23 protein-coding genes are annotated in these 19,468 nt (G+C 57.4%); 8 read left to right on the forward strand and 15 right to left on the reverse strand.

The features are described 5' to 3' along the window. The first annotated feature begins 34 nt into the window (after positions 1 to 34). From pal to Q1J88_RS07325, 3 genes are all read left to right on the forward strand, one after another. Positions 35 to 535 carry a peptidoglycan-associated lipoprotein Pal gene (pal, locus tag Q1J88_RS07315; RefSeq protein ID WP_301116943.1) on the forward strand — a complete coding sequence of 167 codons (501 nt, stop codon included), beginning with the start codon at positions 35 to 37 and terminating at the stop codon, positions 533 to 535. A gap of 122 nt (positions 536 to 657) precedes the next feature. Beyond that, on the forward strand, positions 658 to 1,344 hold the full coding sequence (gene ybgF, locus Q1J88_RS07320; RefSeq protein ID WP_301116944.1) for a tol-pal system protein YbgF: 687 nt from the start codon (positions 658 to 660) through the stop codon (positions 1,342 to 1,344). A 78-nt stretch (positions 1,345 to 1,422) separates the two neighbouring features. Further along, positions 1,423 to 2,268 carry an alpha/beta hydrolase gene (locus Q1J88_RS07325; RefSeq protein WP_301116945.1) on the forward strand — a complete coding sequence of 282 codons (846 nt, stop codon included), beginning with the start codon at positions 1,423 to 1,425 and terminating at the stop codon, positions 2,266 to 2,268. A gap of 2 nt (positions 2,269 to 2,270) precedes the next feature. Here the strand turns inward: Q1J88_RS07325 and Q1J88_RS07330 are convergent, their stop codons facing one another. Together Q1J88_RS07330 and Q1J88_RS07335 are read right to left on the reverse strand one after the other, a co-directional pair. After that, a complete protein-coding gene (locus Q1J88_RS07330) occupies positions 2,271 to 2,852 on the reverse strand; it encodes a copper chaperone PCu(A)C (RefSeq protein ID WP_301116946.1) in 582 nt (193 codons plus the stop codon). Positions 2,853 to 2,952: 100 nt separating this feature from the next. Further along, on the reverse strand, positions 2,953 to 3,930 hold the full coding sequence (locus Q1J88_RS07335; RefSeq protein ID WP_301116947.1) for a 2-hydroxyacid dehydrogenase: 978 nt from the start codon (positions 3,928 to 3,930) through the stop codon (positions 2,953 to 2,955). A gap of 115 nt (positions 3,931 to 4,045) precedes the next feature. Here Q1J88_RS07335 and epsC point away from each other — a divergent pair, with 115 nt between their 5' ends. After that, positions 4,046 to 4,966 (forward strand): serine O-acetyltransferase EpsC, encoded by a 921-nt coding sequence (epsC, locus tag Q1J88_RS07340; RefSeq protein WP_301116948.1) that lies wholly within the window; start codon positions 4,046 to 4,048, stop codon positions 4,964 to 4,966. Between the two features lie 51 nt (positions 4,967 to 5,017). On the opposite strand, the gene Q1J88_RS07345 is transcribed toward epsC, so the two are convergent. From Q1J88_RS07345 to Q1J88_RS07380, 8 genes are all read right to left on the reverse strand, one after another. Next, positions 5,018 to 5,773, reverse strand: a complete 756-nt coding sequence (locus Q1J88_RS07345; RefSeq protein WP_301116949.1) for a TorF family putative porin — start codon at positions 5,771 to 5,773, stop codon at positions 5,018 to 5,020. A gap of 192 nt (positions 5,774 to 5,965) precedes the next feature. Then, positions 5,966 to 6,595 carry a class I SAM-dependent methyltransferase gene (locus tag Q1J88_RS07350; protein WP_301116950.1) on the reverse strand — a complete coding sequence of 210 codons (630 nt, stop codon included), beginning with the start codon at positions 6,593 to 6,595 and terminating at the stop codon, positions 5,966 to 5,968. A gap of 9 nt (positions 6,596 to 6,604) precedes the next feature. After that, on the reverse strand, positions 6,605 to 6,811 hold the full coding sequence (locus Q1J88_RS07355; protein WP_301116951.1) for a dodecin: 207 nt from the start codon (positions 6,809 to 6,811) through the stop codon (positions 6,605 to 6,607). 104 nt (positions 6,812 to 6,915) lie between these two features. After that, positions 6,916 to 8,070, reverse strand: a complete 1,155-nt coding sequence (locus Q1J88_RS07360) for a DUF1513 domain-containing protein (protein WP_301116952.1) — start codon at positions 8,068 to 8,070, stop codon at positions 6,916 to 6,918. After that, entirely contained in the window at positions 8,051 to 9,121 is a 1,071-nt protein-coding gene (locus tag Q1J88_RS07365) for an imelysin family protein (protein ID WP_301116953.1), read from the reverse strand. The genes Q1J88_RS07360 and Q1J88_RS07365 overlap by 20 nt, the downstream gene beginning before the upstream one ends. An 8-nt stretch (positions 9,122 to 9,129) precedes the next feature. Next, entirely contained in the window at positions 9,130 to 10,470 is a 1,341-nt protein-coding gene (locus Q1J88_RS07370; RefSeq protein ID WP_301116970.1) for a di-heme oxidoredictase family protein, read from the reverse strand. 203 nt (positions 10,471 to 10,673) lie between these two features. After that, complete coding sequence (locus tag Q1J88_RS07375) at positions 10,674 to 11,966, reverse strand: imelysin family protein (RefSeq protein ID WP_301116955.1); 1,293 nt, start codon at positions 11,964 to 11,966, stop codon at positions 10,674 to 10,676. Positions 11,967 to 12,038: 72 nt separating this feature from the next. Then, on the reverse strand, positions 12,039 to 12,332 hold the full coding sequence (locus tag Q1J88_RS07380) for a hypothetical protein (protein ID WP_301116956.1): 294 nt from the start codon (positions 12,330 to 12,332) through the stop codon (positions 12,039 to 12,041). Positions 12,333 to 12,478: 146 nt separating this feature from the next. Here Q1J88_RS07380 and purT point away from each other — a divergent pair, with 146 nt between their 5' ends. The 4 genes from purT to Q1J88_RS07400 all read left to right on the forward strand — a co-directional run bounded on the left by purT (position 12,479) and on the right by Q1J88_RS07400 (position 15,686). Further along, on the forward strand, positions 12,479 to 13,693 hold the full coding sequence (gene purT, locus Q1J88_RS07385) for a formate-dependent phosphoribosylglycinamide formyltransferase (protein WP_301116958.1): 1,215 nt from the start codon (positions 12,479 to 12,481) through the stop codon (positions 13,691 to 13,693). 205 nt (positions 13,694 to 13,898) lie between these two features. Further along, positions 13,899 to 14,438: a cytochrome b gene (locus tag Q1J88_RS07390; protein ID WP_301116960.1), complete on the forward strand. Its 540-nt coding sequence runs from the start codon at positions 13,899 to 13,901 to the stop codon at positions 14,436 to 14,438. 53 nt (positions 14,439 to 14,491) lie between these two features. After that, complete coding sequence (locus Q1J88_RS07395) at positions 14,492 to 15,037, forward strand: YceI family protein (protein WP_301116962.1); 546 nt, start codon at positions 14,492 to 14,494, stop codon at positions 15,035 to 15,037. Positions 15,038 to 15,116: 79 nt separating this feature from the next. Next, complete coding sequence (locus Q1J88_RS07400) at positions 15,117 to 15,686, forward strand: YceI family protein (protein ID WP_301116963.1); 570 nt, start codon at positions 15,117 to 15,119, stop codon at positions 15,684 to 15,686. A 95-nt stretch (positions 15,687 to 15,781) separates the two neighbouring features. Here Q1J88_RS07400 and Q1J88_RS07405 read toward each other — a convergent pair whose 3' ends face one another. The 5 genes from Q1J88_RS07405 to Q1J88_RS07425 form a co-directional block, all read right to left on the reverse strand. Next, positions 15,782 to 15,997 (reverse strand): hypothetical protein, encoded by a 216-nt coding sequence (locus Q1J88_RS07405; protein ID WP_301116965.1) that lies wholly within the window; start codon positions 15,995 to 15,997, stop codon positions 15,782 to 15,784. 148 nt (positions 15,998 to 16,145) lie between these two features. After that, a complete protein-coding gene (locus Q1J88_RS07410; protein WP_301116966.1) occupies positions 16,146 to 16,865 on the reverse strand; it encodes an ABC transporter ATP-binding protein in 720 nt (239 codons plus the stop codon). Next, positions 16,862 to 18,427 (reverse strand): branched-chain amino acid ABC transporter ATP-binding protein/permease, encoded by a 1,566-nt coding sequence (locus Q1J88_RS07415; protein WP_301116971.1) that lies wholly within the window; start codon positions 18,425 to 18,427, stop codon positions 16,862 to 16,864. The genes Q1J88_RS07410 and Q1J88_RS07415 overlap by 4 nt, the downstream gene beginning before the upstream one ends. Positions 18,428 to 18,439: 12 nt before the next feature. Further along, positions 18,440 to 18,649 (reverse strand): hypothetical protein, encoded by a 210-nt coding sequence (locus tag Q1J88_RS07420; protein WP_301116967.1) that lies wholly within the window; start codon positions 18,647 to 18,649, stop codon positions 18,440 to 18,442. After that, positions 18,646 to 19,468: branched-chain amino acid ABC transporter permease (locus Q1J88_RS07425; protein WP_301116968.1), on the reverse strand; the 823-nt coding region annotated here is incomplete at its 5' end. The genes Q1J88_RS07420 and Q1J88_RS07425, both read right to left, overlap by 4 nt.

Genomic DNA, 19,468 nt, shown 5'->3' on the forward strand with positions numbered 1-19,468 from the left:
TTTTTTCTCGTGACTCTTTCTAAAAGGAACTTAAATGAGATCGCGTATCGTAAAAAGCCTTAGCATTGCCGCATTTGCTGCTTCATTGGCGGCTTGCAGCTCCGTGCCTCTAGACGACTCCCAGTCCGGCAGTGGCGCCGGCATGGGCGGCGGCGCGTCTACCGGTCAGGTCATGGACCCTTTCAACCCACAAAGCCCGTTGGCTCAGCAGCGTTCGGTTTACTTCGAGTTTGATAGCTACGTCGTGCCCGACCAATACCGCAATGTGGTCGAAATGCACTCCTCCTACCTCGCCAGTAACAGTCAACAGCGCATCGTCATCGAAGGCAACACCGACGCGCGCGGTGGCGCCGAGTACAACCTGGCTCTCGGCCAGCGCCGTTCTGAAGCCGTCGCTCGCATGATGACCCTGATGGGTGTGCGCACCGACCAGATCGAAACGATCAGCTTCGGTAAGGAACGTCCGAAGGCCCTGGGCAACACGGAAGCCGACTACGCCGAAAACCGCCGTGCAGACATTGTCTATCAGCGTTAATCTATCGGCGTAAGTCACTGCGGCGCCGCGGCGGCTTTCCGTCGCGGCGCTTTTTTATTTTTCCAGTTTGTACATTTACCTTCATGTTGCCTGCCGCCCTGATGCGGCACCGGAGCTTTTCGATGCGCAGAATCGTTAAACCATCCCGCCCCCTGGTAATGGCCGCCGCTCTTGCTTTGTCGGCGGCTTGCGTGCCCGCCCATGCGTTCGCTGACGACGAGGCCCGTCGGGCTATTCTCGAGTTGCGTCAGCAAGTTCGACAACTCCAAGAGCAAAACCAGCAGGCCCGCTTCCTGCTCGCCGATCAAATCGAAACTCTGCAGCACGAAATTGCCGAAATGCGGGGACAGATCGAGCGCATGCGCTTCGAACTCGATATCAACAAGCGCTCAAGCCAGGATCAGGCCGGCGGCAGTTCGATACAAGTCGACAACCCTCGCGAACAGGCGTCGTTCGACAACGCAATGGGCCTGTTTCGCAGTGGCAAGTACAAAGAAGCCGCCCAAGGCCTGAACAGCTTCCTGCAAGACTATCCGAACAGCCAGCTGGCATCTGAAGCCAAGTTTTATCTGGGCAGCAGCATGTATGCCACCAAGGATTTCAAGGGGTCCATCGCCCAGTTGCAGAAGCTGGCGCAGGACGCGCCCAACGACCCCCGGGCACCAGACGCCCTGCTCATCGTCGCAGCCAGCAAGATCGAACTGAACGATATGGCGGGTGCAAAAGCCAGCCTGCAGCAAATCGTGCGCGATTACCCGCAAAGTTCAGCCGCTGACACCGCCAGAAGTCGGCTCGAACTCCTTCAATAAAATTGGCTAACTTGCGGGCGAACCCTTCGCCCGTTGCAACCTTCTGCATGCCGGCGCAACTTGCCGGCCAAGTCTCTTATGCGTGTTTCAGCTTCCGCCCTTCCAGTCCAGGCCAATTATCTGGACGGGCAGCCGTTGAGCTTTCTGGATGAAGGAGACGGTCCGGTCTTGCTGCTGGTACATGGGTCGCTTTGTGATTTGCGCTACTGGCGGTGGCAGGTACCCAGCCTGAGCAAGCGCTTTCGCGTCATCGCTCCCAGCCTGCGCTGTTACTGGCCGCACACCGCTGATGCGCCCTCCGGACTTTTTAATGTCCGCCAGCATGCATCTGATCTGGCTCATCTGATTGATGACGTCGTTGGAGTGGAATCGGTCCATTTACTGGGTCATTCGCGAGGTGCACAAGTCGCGCTGGAACTGGCCCAGTCGCGGCCCGAATCCGTATCGTCCCTGATTCTTGCCGATCCCGCTCTCCAATCCATGCTCGCCCGTGCCGACGGCATGTTTCTGGCTTCCTTGCGCTGGAAACTGGCAGACGACGATGTGGAAGGCGCATTGGCCGAATTCATCGACGCCGTTAACGGGGAGGACACTTGGCGAAGAATGACGGGCTGGTTCAAGGAGATGGTGCGAGACAACGCGGCGACCCTGGCCTCACAGCTATCGGAACCGGAGTGGGAATTCGATGAGGCTCGCGCAGGCAATTTGCAGGTACCCGTACTTCTGCTGGGCGGCGAGTTCAGCCCAGCTCGCTACGCCAAAGCCATCGATGTGCTGGAAAAGACATTGCCAAGGGTCCAGCGGGATGTCATTCCGCGCGCGGCTCACGGGATGAATCTGGGAAACGCACCCGCTTTCAACAAGCGGGTGGAACGGTTTATTTCGGAGCTTCAGCCGATGGTACAGGTACCGAATGATCGGTAGCCTTACTTGGCCAAAGTATTTGCAGGTTTGACTTCACAGTCTGCTTCCGCCTTTTGCCCGGAAGTGAACAGAAACTGCATGGGCACGACATCGCCCACCTTGATCTGGGCAGCGGGTTTCTCGAGCATGATGTGATAGCCGCCCGGCTTGAACTGAAGCATTTGACCCGGGGCAATGTCGACACCCTCTACTGACGACATGCGGCTCATGCCGTCTTTATGAGTGGTTTGGTGCAGCATCACCGCCCCATACTGCTTCGACGCTGCGCCCGAAAGGGTGACAGTGTCTGTGCCCGAGTTCTTTGCATTGAAGTATCCCGCCGAAGGTGCCGGCAAGGGCAACAGTCGAATCCAGCATTCGCTAATATCGACAGCCGCCGTTGGCATGGCGGCAATGGCCTCCTGCGAGGGCCCGGGCCGGGCGTGTCCATGACCATGGCCGTTACCCTGTGCGTGTTGCCCATGATCGCCATGAGCATGCGCAACCTGAATGGGCCGGGCATTTTGCGACGCGTGCAGGACGGCAGGAAAGCCCATGGCAACTGCGGCGGCCAGGGCCAATCCGGTGGTAAAAGCGTTCTTCATAGTGACTCCGGGAAGTTGGTCGAATTTCGGGTCCAAGTGTACCGCGTCAGTACGACGCTACAGACATATCCAACGCGACTTGTACGTGGTCGAAGACATATCAAATGCGGCTGATGAGTTCCTGGCCCTGGAAATGTCTATCTGCATTGGCGAGAAAGCGCTCTACCGAATTTAGCACCGCCTGGGGCGAGCTACCCCCCACGTGAGGGGTAAGGACAACGCCGGGCAAGCCAAACAAGATCTTGGGCGGTTCGGGCTCGGTTTCATATACGTCCAGCCCTGCACCAGCCAACGCCCGCTTGCGCAATGCTTGTGCAAGCGCGTCGGTATCCACTACGCTGCCCCGAGCCACGTTGACGAGCACTCCTTGTGGGCCGAGCGCATCGATGACTTGTGCATTGACCAGATGATGTGTCTGGGGTCCGCCGGGAACGATCACCACCATGAAGTCGCACCAACGTGCCAGTTCGAGCACAGTACCAAAATACTCGTAATTCACATTGCCGCGCTTGCGACGAGCACAATACGCAATCTGCAAATTGAACGCCTCGGCGCGACGAGCTATTCTTTGCCCGATGTCGCCAAAACCCAATAGCCCTAATCGCCGGCCCGAGACATCTGCAGGCAAGGGAAGGTCGTCGCGCCACAACCCCTGGCGAACCTGGGCATCCAGGGTGACAATGCCCCGGACAGTAGCCAGCAGCAATCCCATGGCATGGTCGGCCACCGAGTCTGCATTGACACCGGCTCCATTGGCCAGAGCGATGCCTTGTGCCCTGGCGGCAATGACATCGATGTTCTCGTAACCAACCCCTAGCGCGCAGATCAGTTCCAGGCGGGGCATCGCCCGTATGGCCTCTGCGCACAACCCGATGACGCCGCTGGTCAGTACGACCTGCACGTCCGGATGCGCCGCTTCAAGCTGCTCATGCACCGATTCCGGCTTTGGCGCGTAAATGACACGGTACCTGCGTTTGATAAGCGCAAGGTGCTCGTCGCTTAACATGACCAGGGCCAATACCAGTGGCTTGCCCGGATCTTCGCCCGCTACCGGTGATTCGACGACAACGTTCTTCATGGAGCTGTATTGTACGTGGCCATGCTGCGCGCCGGCACCCCGGCTGAACGTGATATGCACCCGCTTTGGGTGGTAACATTTATGATCGTATTTTGTCTTGAACAGGCAGCACTACATGGCCGTCTTTGATATCAACCCCATCGTCAAGTCTCTTCACGAAATCCGCCAGAACTGGCGCGATTCACAAGGGCGCCCCCGCGAACCCGACGGACGCGAGTTCCCCTCGCGCGAGGCCGTGGCCCAAGCCATGAACGACCTCAAGGGTGCATTGTTTCCCATGCGCCTGGGTCCGACTGACTTGCGTCATGAAAGCGAAGACTATTACGTGGGATACACCCTGGAATCAGCGCTGCATTCCCTGCTGAACCAGGCTCGACTCGAACTGCGCTATCTGGCCCGGCACGACGATGATGTGGGCGACGATGCAATCCAGGCCCGGGCGGTACAGGCCATTCGTGCACTCGCTGCCTCACTGCCAACTATCCGCAGTTTGCTCGACAGCGACGCCTTGGCTGCATATCACGGCGACCCCGCGGCACGAACTGTTGATGAAGTCCTGCTGTGCTACCCCGGCATGGAAGCGATGATCTACCATCGCATCGCTCACCAACTGTACAAACAGGGGCTACCCCTATTGGCGCGAGTGGCTTCCGAACTGGCCCACAGCCAGACAGGGATCGACATCCATCCCGGTGCCCAGATAGGCGGCAGCTTCTTCATTGATCACGGAACCGGCGTTGTCATTGGCGAAACCACAGTCATCGGCGAACGGGTACGTATCTATCAGGCAGTCACTCTTGGCGCAAAGCGGTTTCCTACTGACGAAGACGGTTCACTTCAAAAGGGCCTGCCGCGCCACCCCATCGTCGAGGACGATGTCGTCATATACGCCGGTGCCACCATCCTTGGCCGTGTCACCCTGGGCCGGGGTTGCGTCATCGGTGGAAACGTATGGCTGACACAAGACGTGCCTGCAGGCAGCTACGTCACCCAGGCCGATTGCACCCCAAGCCGACGCGAACCGGCCCGGATCTGAACCTTGCGATCGGGGCGTCTTGGCTAATACCGCTTCCGCCCCGTTTCCCTATCAAAAGGTTTGAGTCAAGGTCAACATGACTGCGGCCTTTCCGGTATAGCGTCCCTTGCTGTTGGTGTAGACATCGCGGTCTGCGTTGGTGTCGACGTACGTCAACGCTGCAGTGAAGCTGTTCCAGGACTTGCTGAACCCCAACGACCAATCGGTGTAAGAACCATCGTCAAGATTACGAACGCGTTGGTAGCCCACGTGGCCATCCACGTTCAGACCCCAGACGCCCGTAGGAACAGACGCGTTCAATTCATAGTACTGGCTGTTCTTGCTGTCGGGCACGCCAAACAGGTTTGTCAGTGCATGCGAATACTTGAACGATACCGGCCCATAGCCTAAGCCCAGAAACAGCTCCGTCGTATGGGGACGGGTGTAACCGCCCGGATAGTCGCCCGGGTAATAATACTGAAGCACACCGGTATCAACAGTGAAATCTCCCCACAGCGGACCGGCATAGCCAGCGAAAAAATCCATTTCCAATGGCGCGGACACATCTGGATCGGAGTCTCCCAGCCAGCTGATGGTCGAGTTCCAGTTACCAATATAAAACCCGCTGGAGTGGGTCAGGTTGAAGCCACCCTGCAATGCCGGCTTGTTATTTGTTTGCATCAGGCCGCGATATCGATACTGGCTGGCCAACGACACATTCGCATCAAAAGTGAAGCCCGAAGTGTCCGGTTCAGCAGCCTGAGCGGGCATTGCCCCACAGGCCGCGGCGCCCAGTATCAGCGATGCCGTGATGGATTTGGCTTTCATGTTGTGTGCTCCTAAGTGCGTGATGGTTTGGTGCTTCCATCCACGCTCTACGCAACATGTGTGCCAGTTTTCAGCTATCTGCAATGGCGCAAAACCAAGAGCGCGCCACGCTCAAGCGGCAAAATTATCGCCCCGCAACGGTGCAATGCTCTGGAAAAGTGCCGAAAACACACGAAAATGGGGCAGCCGGGGTCAGTCCGGCTTACGCCATACGGTTACCAGCCAGGGTTGTTGTTCACGCGGCAATCCTTCAGGCCGATAGTAATGCTCGAGTTCGATGAAACCCGCCTCGTCGAGCAGGCGGCGCCACGAAGTCAGATCGTGATACACGCCATACCGTGCACCGTTCCAGCCTTCCTGGTTGCCGCCCCGCGGATTGGAGCTTAGCAGTACCCCGCCCGGCTTCAGGCAACGATGCAGTTGTTTGAGGACACGCGCGATATCTGCACCGGGAACATGGAAGAGCGACGCATTGGCAAAGACACCGTCAAACTCGACGGATGGTAAAGCCAGTGACAGGAAATCCTGATGCCATACCTCGCAGCCTGAAGACTCGCGCGCCATGGAAACGAACTCACTGGATCCATCCAGCCCCACAGGAATGTGGCCCAGGCTCTTGAATGCAGCAAGATCGCGCCCCGGCCCGCAGCCGAAATCAAGAATTCGATAAGGCGGCTGCGCCTGGATATGCCTGAGCAGAGCATTGATGTTCTGGCTGACGTCGTGGTTCCAGGTGCCGGCGCGAAACCCGCTTGCGTTTTGGTTGTAATCGTCCAGCGTCGTGGCGGAGATGCTGTTTACGGGCTGAAACGAAACGTTCATTGAAAAGCTTTACTCCAGGGTGAATCCGATCTTGAGCGTGACCTGCCAATGTGCCACCTTGCCATCGACGACGTGTCCGCGAGTTTCGACGACATTGAACCATTGTATGTTCCGTACAGTCTCGCTGGCCTTTGCGATGGCGGTCGAGACGGCATCTTCGATACTGGTGGTGGAAGAGCCGGTCAGTTCGATCTGCTTGTATACATGATTGCTCATGGTTCGCTCCTTTCGATGAACGTTGAGGTCAAATCATGGTAATGCGTTTGAAGACAAGTCACAAGGCAAGGTTACGCTGTGTGCCACGTTTCGGGATTTGCTTGTCATACCCGCCGCAGATGATTGTCCCAGGCCAGCCCCGATACATCAGAACGCAGCATTTGCGCCTGAGCACTTTTCTGTTGGTCAGGACTGTTTTGCACTGGCGCCGATTCCAAGGGCAGGTACTGGGCCAAACGGCCCAGCCCACTGGTCAACAGAAACCCGGCTGATTTTGCAGGCGCGACGCCACAGCCGTCGTCCATGCCGATCTTCCCAAGGCAATCTCCGGTGTCGGCATCCCAAAACACAATGCAGTTCCCCACCGGGCTGGAGGTCGCGATCGTTCCGCCCGACACATCTGCCGCTACAGAGCCAACGTAATTACGCATGCCGCGCAGCACTTCCGGCGGGCCGGACAGCCATTGCAACGCGTCACCCCGGTTATGTCGCGCCACCAAAGGCGGACGATGCTGCGCCGGCCCAATGTACTGACAGCCTGTCCAGACCCTGCCCGCCGCATCCAGCGCAAGATGCCGTAGGGACAACTGGTGCCAGGGCTGCGGCGAGAAGACCTGTTCAATCAATCTGCCATCCCGCGAATCGATATAAGCGAGCGAAGACCGCATGGTGTCGCGGTTCAGTTCGAGCTTGCCATAACTGGGGTGCGTGAGAATTCCGCCATTGGCAACGCAAAGGGTCACGCCGTCGCGCAAAAGAATGACCTCGTGTGGCCCGATGCCTCTTGTGTCAAACTCGTTCACTCGCCGATATTGGCCGGTGGCCGACACTTCGTATACACCCAGCACACCTCGCCCGGCATTGAAGTCGTTTTCGGTTGCGAAGAGCCGCTGGCCGTCACCGGAAAAAACACCATGCCCGAAAAAATGACGGTCGTCAGGCAAAGGCAGCTTCGCGACAGAGCCTTGACCTTGAATATCAAACGCATAAGCAAAGAAACCAGGCTGGCGTCCAAACGCCACGGCCCGACCACGCTGCGAGTCGATAGCAAAGCTATGACCGCGCTCCGGCAGGGGAATCACAGTTACATCGCTGCCGTCTGAGCGCAACACAACCGCCTCGTATCTGCCTTCTCGCCGACGCGCCGCAAGGTATAAATGCTGTTTTTCAGCGCCGGCGATAGCTGCCCAGGCTGGCGTGGCACCAAGAGCCAGCAACCATGCCAGAAAGCGGCGCCGGTCAATCTCCGTCGAGCGCATTGAATCCGATCCTCACGCCCAGGGCTGGCGCCATGTCCTGATCGATCAGCGACTTGGCATTGCGCAGCTGCAAAACAACCACGGTAAGATCGCGGTGCCCGGCCTCGGATGTGAACAGCTGCTGCACCGGAACCTCTAGTGAAGCCAGCTGCTCAACGGCCCGCTGCATCTCGCCTCGAATGTTCTGGTCGATCCATTGGGCGTCGCCAAACTGATAGTTGCCTGCCTCATAAAAAGCCAGCATTCCGCGCACGGCCGATTCGATAGCAATCAGTGACAGCCCGCTACGCCAGTACGGGGCCTTGCGATAGCTGGCCCTTGCCGAATCCGGCCCCAGGGCCGCGGCGAGCTTCACCTCTGCCTGATACTGCATACCCGTAGACAAGGCCTTGATGATTTCAGAGGCGACTTCCTTAGGATTGCGATACAAGGGGTTGTCTGGACCGGGACTGGTAAACAACGCCGCCTGTGGTCCGCCCTGGCTCCACTGATCCGCAAGCTCAGTGCTTAGCGCGACCAGATGTCCGGCCAGCGCCTTTGAATACACGCACGCAGAGTCGCCATGGGACTGTGACCCTGAAGTCAACAGCCCGTTGTCGCGATACAGTACGAACTCGAGTGCAGGCAACCCCTTGAGCGCAACGCTCTGCGCAGCAAGCTGCCTGGAATCGGGAATGTCGGCCGCAGGCTTTGCCAACACCGCCTGCACCTGTCTGCTCATCACTCCGCGCGGGTCGGGCCAGAAATAAATGTTTTCGAAACGGTTTGACTCAACCAGCGGGCCAAAACGCAGGAATTCGACGGCGCTCCACGCTTTGACAAGCTGCTCGAACGCCAGCGCGGTCTGCTCACGCGTATCATTGTTCGAGCACAGGCCCTGCAGCGCTTTTTCCATGTTGACGGCGGCATGCTGGAATTCAGTCATTGCCGGCGAAATATATGACTGGGTGACGCGACTTCCCAACGTTTCGAGCGAACCATCGCCAGTCTCTGCCACAGAGATGAACGGCGCCGCTGCGACCACCAATGCCACCACCCAACGCATCTTCATCGGTTTTCCTATAACGATTCCAGAAAGCGCAAGAGATTCTCGCGCTCCTGTGGTGTCATGGCGACCACCCGGTCTCTTGCTGCCTGAGCCTCGCCTCCGTGCCACAAAATTGCCTCAAGCAAGCTGCGCGCGCGCCCATCATGCAACCAGGTGGCATCCGGGTTGACAGTCTTGGTCAGCCCAATACCCCAGAGGGGAGGAGTACGCCACTCGCTGCCGCCGGCTTCACCTTCTACCTGTCCATCGGCCAGTCCCGGGCCCATGTCATGGAGCAGTAAATCGGTATACGGCCATATCAGCTGGAATCGATGTTCGGGCGACCGCGCGTTACGGCTGGTGACGTATTTAGGCACGTGGCAGGCAATACATTGCGAATCGTAGAACAGCCTTTTGCCTGCCAGCACCCGCGGGTCATCAACGTCGCGACGTTGCGGCAGGGCCAGATTCTGAGAATAAAACGTGACAAACTCTGCCAGTCGTTCTGGAACCTCGTGTTCGCCCAAATGATCTTGCGCCCCATGAGGCGCACGCCTGCAGGCCTCCTGGACTTCGGTGCAGTCTCCATGATGTTCCGGATGGATACTGGTGGACAATCCCATGTCATTGGAAAAGGCGGTCGCCGCCTGGTGATGCACATCAGCCTGACCCGCCTTCCAGCTAAACCGGCCCAGCACTCGTTCGCCGCTGGCGGTTAGGGCCCAATTGGGTTTTCCCTTGATTCCATCAGGTTTGTCCGCATTGGCCCAAGCCAGGATATCGCCTTCATGAATTGCTTCGAGCAATCCCAGACCCAGCATCGGCGGTGCGAGACGAGGGGATATGACAGTGTCTGGATGCAGCGGCCCATAGCCGAGGTTGCGCACCTGATAGACCGGCTCCATCAAGATGACGGTTTCACCGCCGTTGAGCGCTACCGGAATTTCGCGATAGGTAATCGACAACTGCCCTTCTGCAGCAATCCCCGCAACGGCAAATGGTTGAAGCTGGTTTCCATATACGGGATCCGGCAGCCACTCTTTCTGTTCAACGCTTTCACGAAAACCGTTGACGTGCTCTGGACGCGACAGCCGGGCCAGCAGCGCGACGGCGTCGCGTTGCCCCAGTTGTTCAAAACCAGGAACGGTGCCGCGGCCATCCTTGACATGACACGCTTGACACGATCGTGCATTGAACAAGGGCCCGAGTCCGTCCGATGCCTGAGTGGATGAAGGCGAAGACACCCAGTCCTTTCGAAACAAGCCGTTGCCCACCATAAATTGCTGCCGGCCTTCGAAGCTCAGGTTCCCGGCCGGATGGGAATAAATGTCGGCATTGATGTGCTTGTTGACGGTGCCCGCGCCACCCTGCATGGATTCGAAAGTTTCCGCGGCAGAAAAGTCGGTTACGGGCTTTACGATTTCAGCGACCCGCTGACGATCCTGGGCATTGAGATCGTCACGGTGCGATAAGGGCTCGGCAGCAACCTGACCTGACAGCGCAATTGTCAGCGCGCTCAGCACCACGGGCAAGGGGCCGATGACACGGCCCCGATAGAACTTGGCCGGTTTCACAATTATTGGAACACCGCGCTGGGCGAGTCGAGGCTGTCGGAGCCTTCAATTTCTATACCACCAAGCTCCAGCGCAGCAATGACACGTTCAAAACTGCGAGTTTGGGCGATCAATGCATCGATGGCCTTTTGCACGATAGCGTTACCTTCGGCGTTACCCTGGGCGATCATCTGGTCATAGGTCTCGACAGATTCGGCTCGTTGCTTGATGGCAAGCATGGCATCGTGCGCCTCGTTCATTCGGGCACGCACTTCGGCGTCGAGTGCGGCATCCTTCTGAGCGACGAGTTCGGACAAGCTGGCGCCTTTTACAACACTGCCGTCAAGGCGTTTATAGCGGCCTTGATACACGTTCATCATGCCCACCTGATTGTAGTAATGAGAGTTGTGCGTGTTGTCGGAGAAGCAGTCGTGCTCTTCTTCAGGATCATGCAGCATGAGCCCGAGCTTCATGCGTTCGCCGGCCAGCTCGCCATAAGACAGGCTACCCAAGCCGGTGAGCATGGCAATCAAACCCTGCTGTGGGCCGGTCAGGACTTCTGCCCGTGCACCCCCATCTGCCTTCCAGGCATCGACCATTTCCTGCAGATCGTCAACCAGCATCTGGGTGACAACAGTCAGGTACGCAACGCGGCGCTCGCAATGGCCGCCCGTGCAGTTTGCAGGATCGAAGTCGGTGTGCGGACGATTTCCGGCATGACGCTCCTGCACCGTACCCTGCCGATCAGCTGGCGCCGGCCCCGTGCCGTTAAGGTCCTGACCCCATAAAAGGAATTCGATGGCGTGGTAACCCGTGGCCACATTTGCCTCGTTGCCGTCAGCTTCGTGCAAGACCTCACCCAGCAATCTGGCGTCAATCACGGTGGTATCCACAATCTTGCCGCCGACACTGATGCTGTTATTGGCGATGACGTTGACCACATAATAGGCATTGGCGTCGGACTCGGTTCCGTAAGACGCGTCGACGTAGTCGATCATGCCCTCGTCCAGAGGCCACGCATTGACACGCCCCTCCCAAGCGTCCACAACAGGGTTACCGAATCGAAACGCTTCGGTCTGCTGGTACGGTACGCGTGCATCGATCCATGCATGGCGTGCTGCGCGCAAGGTTTCAGCGCTGGGCCGGGCAACCAGTGCGTCAATTGCCTGCTGCAGACGTTTGGCACTTGTCAGGGCATCTTCGTAATTGGCAAGGGCCACATCCGCATAGGTCTTTACAACCGCAGCAGAATCGACCGCGGCCTGCCCTGCACCGGCGAACAGGGCCAACAATGCCCCAAACAGCATATTGCGCATCTATTTATTCTCCTGTTGACACCAAGGTGCCTTGGGACAAAAGCCTAAATTCTAAACGATTACGATTAACAATTACGCATGCACAGGCACACTGTCGTTGCCATCAGATCGGGTTCTGCCAAACCAGTCTGGCTTGACACTGACAATAATCGACGCCAGCGGAATTCCAACCAACATGTACAGGGCTCCGACCGCCATAGCGCCCGCCCATCCAAGCTCGCCGCTCAAGCCCATTGAGCCCAATACAAAAAACAGGCAGGCAAAGCCAAGGCATGTGACCGGAGAGGAACACTCGAGCCGACGGGCTACCGCCAGCAACATGGAAGAAAGCATGAACATAGGCACCAACGCCCAATTGACTGACATGGCCGTCTCCTTGAACACACCATAACCGTAATGAGAATGGTTATTATTCTATTATTTTTTAACGTGAACAGCAAATGGTTTCGCGACTACCGGACTTGACCATCGGCGTACAATTCCCGTTTCCAACAGACGTGTATGAGTCCCGAATGACGACACTGGGCACACCCCTCTCTCCTTCTGCTACCCGAGTCATGCTTCTTGGCGCGGGTGAACTGGGCAAAGAAGTCTTGATCGCCTTGCAACGCCTTGGCGTCGAGACAATAGCGGTGGATCGGTACGAACACTCGCCCGGCCAGCAGGTGGCACATCACGCTCACACCATCGACATGAGCGACCCCGAGCAACTCAAGGCGCTGATCGGCGCTGTCAAGCCACATCTGGTCGTACCAGAAATCGAAGCCATCGCGACCCCTGCGCTTGAAGAACTCGAGGCCGCCGGCCAGGTACGGGTCATCCCAACAGCGCGAGCCGCAAGACTGACTATGGATCGCGAAGGCATCCGCCGGCTGGCCGCCGAAACTTTAGGCTTGCCAACGAGCCCCTACCGGTTCTGTGACTCGCTTGATGCGCTACGCCAGGCAATCGATTCCGGAATCGGCTATCCCTGCATCGTCAAGCCGGTAATGAGCAGCTCGGGAAAAGGCCAAAGCCGTATTGACGGTCCCGAAGACATCGAAGCGGCATGGAATTACGCCATGTCGGGCGGGCGGGTAAGCCACGGACGCATCATCGTCGAAGGGTTTATAGATTTCGACTACGAGATCACACTTCTGACGGTGCGCGCCAAAGGTGCTGACGGGCAGATTGAAACGCATTTCTGCGAACCCATCGGACACTTGCAGAAAGCCGGCGATTACGTTGAAAGCTGGCAGCCTCAGCCCATGGCCAGTAAAGCCCTGTTGAAAGCGCAAGAAGTTGCACGCAAGGTCACGTCCGACCTGGGTGGCCTGGGAGTCTTCGGCGTCGAGTTGTTCGTCAAGGGAGACGAGGTGTGGTTCAGTGAGGTAAGTCCGCGCCCTCATGACACCGGGCTGGTCACCATGATCAGTCAATGGCAAAGTGAATTCGAGCTTCATGCGCGCGCGATTCTCGGCCTGCCCGTGGATACGACATTGCGCCGGCCGGCCGCCAGCGCGGTCATCTATGGCGGCGTTGACGCCAAAGGTGTCGTGTACGAAGGTATTGATGATGCCTTGCGCATACCACAATCTGACCTGCGCTTATTCGGCAAGCCCGAGAGCTTCGTCAATCGTCGCATGGGTGTCGCGGTCGCCTACGACGACACGGTAGACGCTGCGCGCGAACGAGCCCGCCGCGTGGCGGGATGCGTCAAGGTCAAAGTGGCCGACATTCAATCGTAAACGTTTACGCACTGCTCCGGGGCACCCCGGGAGCAGCGCCGCACGCTCGCGCTATTCAGAGGCGCACGCTCGAATCACTGCAAACCAATTGTTCTGAATTCGGAACAATATGGCCATAAATACCTACTTAATCTTCATTTTTAATTTAAATAGAATAGCGTCTTACATAACGACATCCGTTGTACTTCGCAGTTTTCGTTGAACCATGACCACCCGCTACAATCGCCCCGCTATCGCACTGCATTGGCTGATGGCCGTCGGCCTGCTTGCCACATTCGCGCTGGGTCTGTACATGCATGACCTGCCCTTGTCGCCCAGCAAGCTCCAGCTGTATTCGTGGCATAAATGGGCGGGAATCAGCTTGTTGATGTTGGCACTGTTGCGACTGTTCTGGCGGATTATTTGCCCGGCCCCGCCCTTGCCATCTTCCATAAGTGGCTGGTCAAAGTTCGCGGCACACGCAGGGCATATCCTGCTTTACGGTTTTATGTTTGCCGTGCCGATGAGCGGCTGGTTAATGAGTTCGGCGCAAGGGTTTCAGGTTGTGTGGTTTGGCACGGTACCTCTGCCTGATCTTGTTTCCAGAAACTCAGAGCTGGCCGCGGTATTGAAACAGGTACATATGTACCTTAATTACGGCTTTCTGATCGTCATTTCGGGCCACGCACTCGTAGCCCTGCTACACCACTTCGTCAAGAAAGACACCGTCCTGACTCGCATGTTGCCTTTCTTGGCAAAAGCCTGACTCGCTATCCCTATCTGGAGTAATTCATGATTCTGAAATCCGCCGGCCGCTATATGGCCGCCACCGCGCTTGCCCTCTTGGCACTCGCCAACAGCCACGCCGCAACGTTTACGAAGCTCGACACCCAGGCCAGCCGCATCGGGTTCGGCTATAGCCAAATGGGCGTGTCGATGGAGGGAGCCTTCAATACTCTAGATGCAAAGGCTTTCAGTTTCGATACCGACCAGCCGCAAAACGCCCGCGTGGAAATCGAATTGCCCTTGGCCGGGATTGACGCCGGCTACGATGAGGCCAATGCGGAACTTGCGCAAAAAGACTGGCTCGATACGCCGCAACATCCTCTTGCGGGCTTCGAGTCAACCAAGGTCACACCAATGGGTAATGACCGCTACGAGGTCACCGGCGTATTAAGCATAAAGGGCCGGCAAAAAGAGGTAACCGTGCCATTTGAATTCAAGCAAGCAGAGGGCACCGGCATTTTCGAAGGCAGCTTTGAAATCCAGCGCGCTGACTTTGGAATAGGCGAAGGGCAATGGGCTGACTTCGGCATTGTTGCCAACACCATCCGAATCAAATTTTATTTGGTTGCCACGCCTTGAGACAACGCGTACCAGCTCAACGCCCACTCAATATAGGCTGTGTGGGCCCAACCTTTCATCTGTACTTGAGGGAGTCACTATGAAGAAAGCAGTATTTGCAGCACTTTTTGCCGGCCTTATCGCCGGACCCGCTTTGGCCGCGCCGCAAACGTTCGAACTGGATCCAACACACAGTTTTCCGCGATTCTCGTACAACCACATGGGCTTGTCGAAGCAGATTCTTCGCTTCAACAAAACTGCCGGAACCATCGTGCTGGATAAAGAAGCGCGTGAAGCAAAGGTCGACGTTGTCATCGATACGACCTCGATTGACACCGGCTTCGACACATTTGACGAACACATTCAGGCAGCTGACTTTCTGGACACTGCGAAATTCCCCACGGCCACTTTCAAGTCAACCAAAGTGGTTTTCGAGGGTGACAAGCCTGTGACCATCGAAGGCGACTTGACGATCAAGGGCGTGACCAAGCCTGTAACTCTAACTGTGACTTCCTTCTTTCACGGTCCCCACCCCATGCTCAAGAAAGAAGCGATTGGGGCCAACGCTAGCGGTGTCATCAAGCGCAGCGACTTCAACGCCGGAAAATACGCCCCAGCAGTCAGTGATGAAGTCACTCTGGATATCGCCGTCGAAGCCATCCTCAAATAAGGAACCGACGACTACGGCGCATCAATGAAAAACCGGCGCCTGCCTGAAAAAGGCGGGCGCCGGTTTTTTTACCGGGCGTAATGGCCAATACGTGCTTAAGCGGTTCTAGGATCGCGTTGCATGCCTTGACCGACCAGAAATACCGCAACGCCAATGGCAAGAGGTATCCAGGTATTGGTAAAGATCGTGACCACTGCAAGCACAATGGCGATCAAACCAGTAACTTTGGCCGCGTTGTTACGCTGTCCGATCACAGCACCAATCGACAAGCCAATCAGTATGGCAGCCAAAAGATTGTAGATATAAATCATGGGAGCCCCCTTTTCATTGTTTTGCGCGAACACCCCCGGCATTGAGCCGGCTGCACTCGCATGCACCTGCCTTCAAGCCTGGAAAACCGCTAGAAAAAAGCCGGTCGAGCCGACTTGGTGCCACCGAGTTTATCATCAACCCGGGCTTTCAGGCGCCGCCCAAATAGGCATGCCGGACTCGCTCGTCCTCGCTCAGTTCTTGGGCCGGCCCACTAAGGGTAATGCAGCCTCCTTCGAGCACATGACCTTCAGACGATACCTTGAGTGCGGCACGGGCGTTCTGTTCAACCAACAGAACCGATAGGCCGCTATGACGCAATTGCCCGATTTCCGTAAGAATTTCCTGGACGATCAGGGGAGCCAGGCCCAGGCTTGGCTCATCAAGCATCAACAGCCTCGGTTGGCTCATCATCGCGCGGCTTAGCGCCAGCATTTGGCGCTCGCCACCGGACAACGTGTCGGCGCGCTGATCCCGCCTTTCTGCAAGGCGTGGAAAGCGCGCGTAGGCCTCATCGAGCGCGCGCTTCAGTTCAGCAGAGGACAGACGACGAACATAGCTGCCTAGAACAAGGTTATCGAGGACTGTCATGTCACCAAAAAGCTCTCGCTGCTCGGCAACCAGGCAGATCCCGAGGTCGAGACGGGTTTCGACATCCAGCCCGCTGATCTCGTGGCCGTCGAAATATATCTGACCGCTTGCGGCCGGCAATAGGCCCATCAAGGTACTTAGCAAGGTAGTCTTGCCGGCACCGTTCGGACCAATGATAGAACTGATGTGACCTTCTTCAAGCGAGAACGATACGCCGCGCACAGCTTCGACTTGGCCATAGGCCACATGCAGATCATTGACTTCCAGCAGCGTACTCATGCGTCACTTCCCAGGTAAGCGGCTTGAACCTGGGGATCGGCACGAACCTCTTCAGGGCGGCCCTCGGCGATCTTGCTGCCGAAGTTCATGACGACCAAACGGTCAACCAGATTCATGACAAACTCCATATCGTGCTCCACGATCAAAACGGTCACCCCTTCGGCGCGCAAGTTTTCAAGTAGCGTGGCCAAAGCCTGTTTTTCGAGCAGTCGCAGACCTGCTGCCGGTTCGTCCAGCATGATCAGTACCGGATCTGCCGCCAGCGCACGGGCAATCTCGACCAGACGCTGGGTACCCAGGGGCAGGCTGCCCGCCATGTCGTACGCATGCTCTGCGAGTCCAACCCGGGTCAGCTGGTACATGGCTTCGGCCATGATGCTGGCTTCTTCATCACGATCCAGCTGGAGGCCACCCCGAAACAGGCCGCACTTGCCGCGAGCATGTGCCCCTAGAGCAACGTTGTCCAGAACAGTCATGCGCGGACGCAACTTGACGTGCTGGAAGGTTCGCGCCACGCCAAGCAAGGCAATTTCGCGCTGGGTCTTGCCTTGCAGCGGGGTATTAAGGAAGCTGACGGCGCCGCCGCTAAGTGGCAAAGTACCGGTGAGCAGATTGAACATGGTGGATTTTCCGGCACCGTTCGGCCCGATCAGCCCCAGGATTTCACCCGCATTGATGTCGAAACTTACCTCATTGACAGCAACCAGCCCGCCAAAGCGCTTGCTGACCTTGTCGGCCTTGAGAATGCATGTGCCCTTCTGAGGCATAGTCCTGGAAGGCAGCTTTGTGGCAGCTGAGGAAACGGGCTCTATCTTTCGGGCCGGACGAAACCGTTCCACCAGGCGCACAATCGGGCGTCCGATGCCACCGGGCATGCGCTCAAGGATCAACAGGAACAGCAGGGCAAAAATCAACGAATTGACTTGCGCGCCGCGACTTGTGACCAAGGGCAGGACATCTTGCAACACGTTGTTCAGTCCGATGTACAAGGTCGAGCCGATCAGCGCACTGCTTAGCTGCGACATGCCGGCGGCAACCATCATGAAGACATAATCAATACTGGCATGCAGCGAAAATGGCGTGTGGCTGACAAAACGATTGGCGTGTGCAAACAGCCAGCCCGCAACCGCGGCATACGCCGATGCCAGAACAAACAGCATCAGGCGGACACGAAAAGCATCAGCGCCAAAGCTGGCCATCAGAATGCCGCCGCCACGCAAGGCGCGCACCGTACGCCCCACCCTGGAGCCAAGCAGGTTGTAGGCGAACCAGGCGCCGAGCAGCACCAGCAGCCAGATCAATATGAATATGGATCGGGACTCATCCAGCACCCAAGGCCCCAGGTGGATCGCCGGAATGCCGTCGATGCCGGTGTGACTGCCAAGGGCATGGGTATTGGCAAACACCAGAGGGACAGCCAGGCCCCAGGCGATTGTGCTTAGGGCCAGGTAATGGCTACCCAGGCGCATGGTAATGCCGCCCATGATCCAGGCGCTGCCACAGGTCAATGCCAACCCTGCAGCCAGTCCGGTCCAGGGCGATATGCCCTGGGTCGTGCTCAGCCACGCAGTCGACTAGGCGGCGATACCGACAAACGCGGCCTGGCCAAAGGACTGGGCACCGCCAATACCGGACACAAGGATGAGTCCGACCACGACAAGTGCCGCAATGCCGATGTCATTAAGAAGGGCGAGGTGAAAGCTGCCCAGCAACTGGGGTATGACCAGGATCGGCAGGATCCAGAGCAGCGGCTTGATTGAGGAAGTCCAGGCACGTTGCTTCATTCTTCATTCTCTTCTTCTTGATGGGCCGCCAGGCCGGAACGGATCACGAGGATCGGTATGAGCAGACCAAACACAATGGCATCCTTGAGCCCACTATTCCAAAACGACGCATAGCTTTCAGCGACACCGACCAGCAAAGCGCCGAGCGCCGTCAATGGGTAACTGACCATGCCGCCAATGATCGCGGCAACAAAGGCCTTGAGAGTCAGGATCAACCCACTGTCGTAATAAATGGTCGCGACCGGCGAAATCAGGACACCTGCAACGCCGGCAAGCAGTGCGGCCACGATGTGAGCAATAGTGGCGGTAAACGCCGGCCGGATTCCCACCAGCCGGGCTCCGACGGGATTCGATGCTGTGGCATGCAGCACCTTGCCCATACGGGTGCGTTGCAATGCAATGTAAAACACGATGGCCAGCACAATCGCTACTGCGATGGTCATCAGTGTCTGGTAATTGACGACGAGGTTTTGCGACACCGCAATTGAACCGCCCAGCGAAGCCTTTGTACGCAGGCCTTCCGGCCCGAACCAAAGCAATCCAAGGCCCGCCAGCACCAGGTCGAGGACGAGTGCGACGATCAACAGTGCCAATACCGATGCATTGGCAATAGGGCGCAAGGCCACACGCTCGATGAGCGGACCCAGGGGTACGGCCAGCAATATGGCGGCTATCACCCGCAGCGCGCCTGAACCGTGGAAAGAAGCCCAGTACGCAAGCGCACAGGGCAATAGCGGCAGCACCAGCCAATAGAACAGAACTCGCGGCAGGCGGTTCCATGCCCCGGTGCGAACCAGCCCCGACAGCTCGATGATCAAT

The organism is Pusillimonas sp., assembly GCF_029263785.1.
Lineage (GTDB): Bacteria > Pseudomonadota > Gammaproteobacteria > Burkholderiales > Burkholderiaceae_B > Pusillimonas.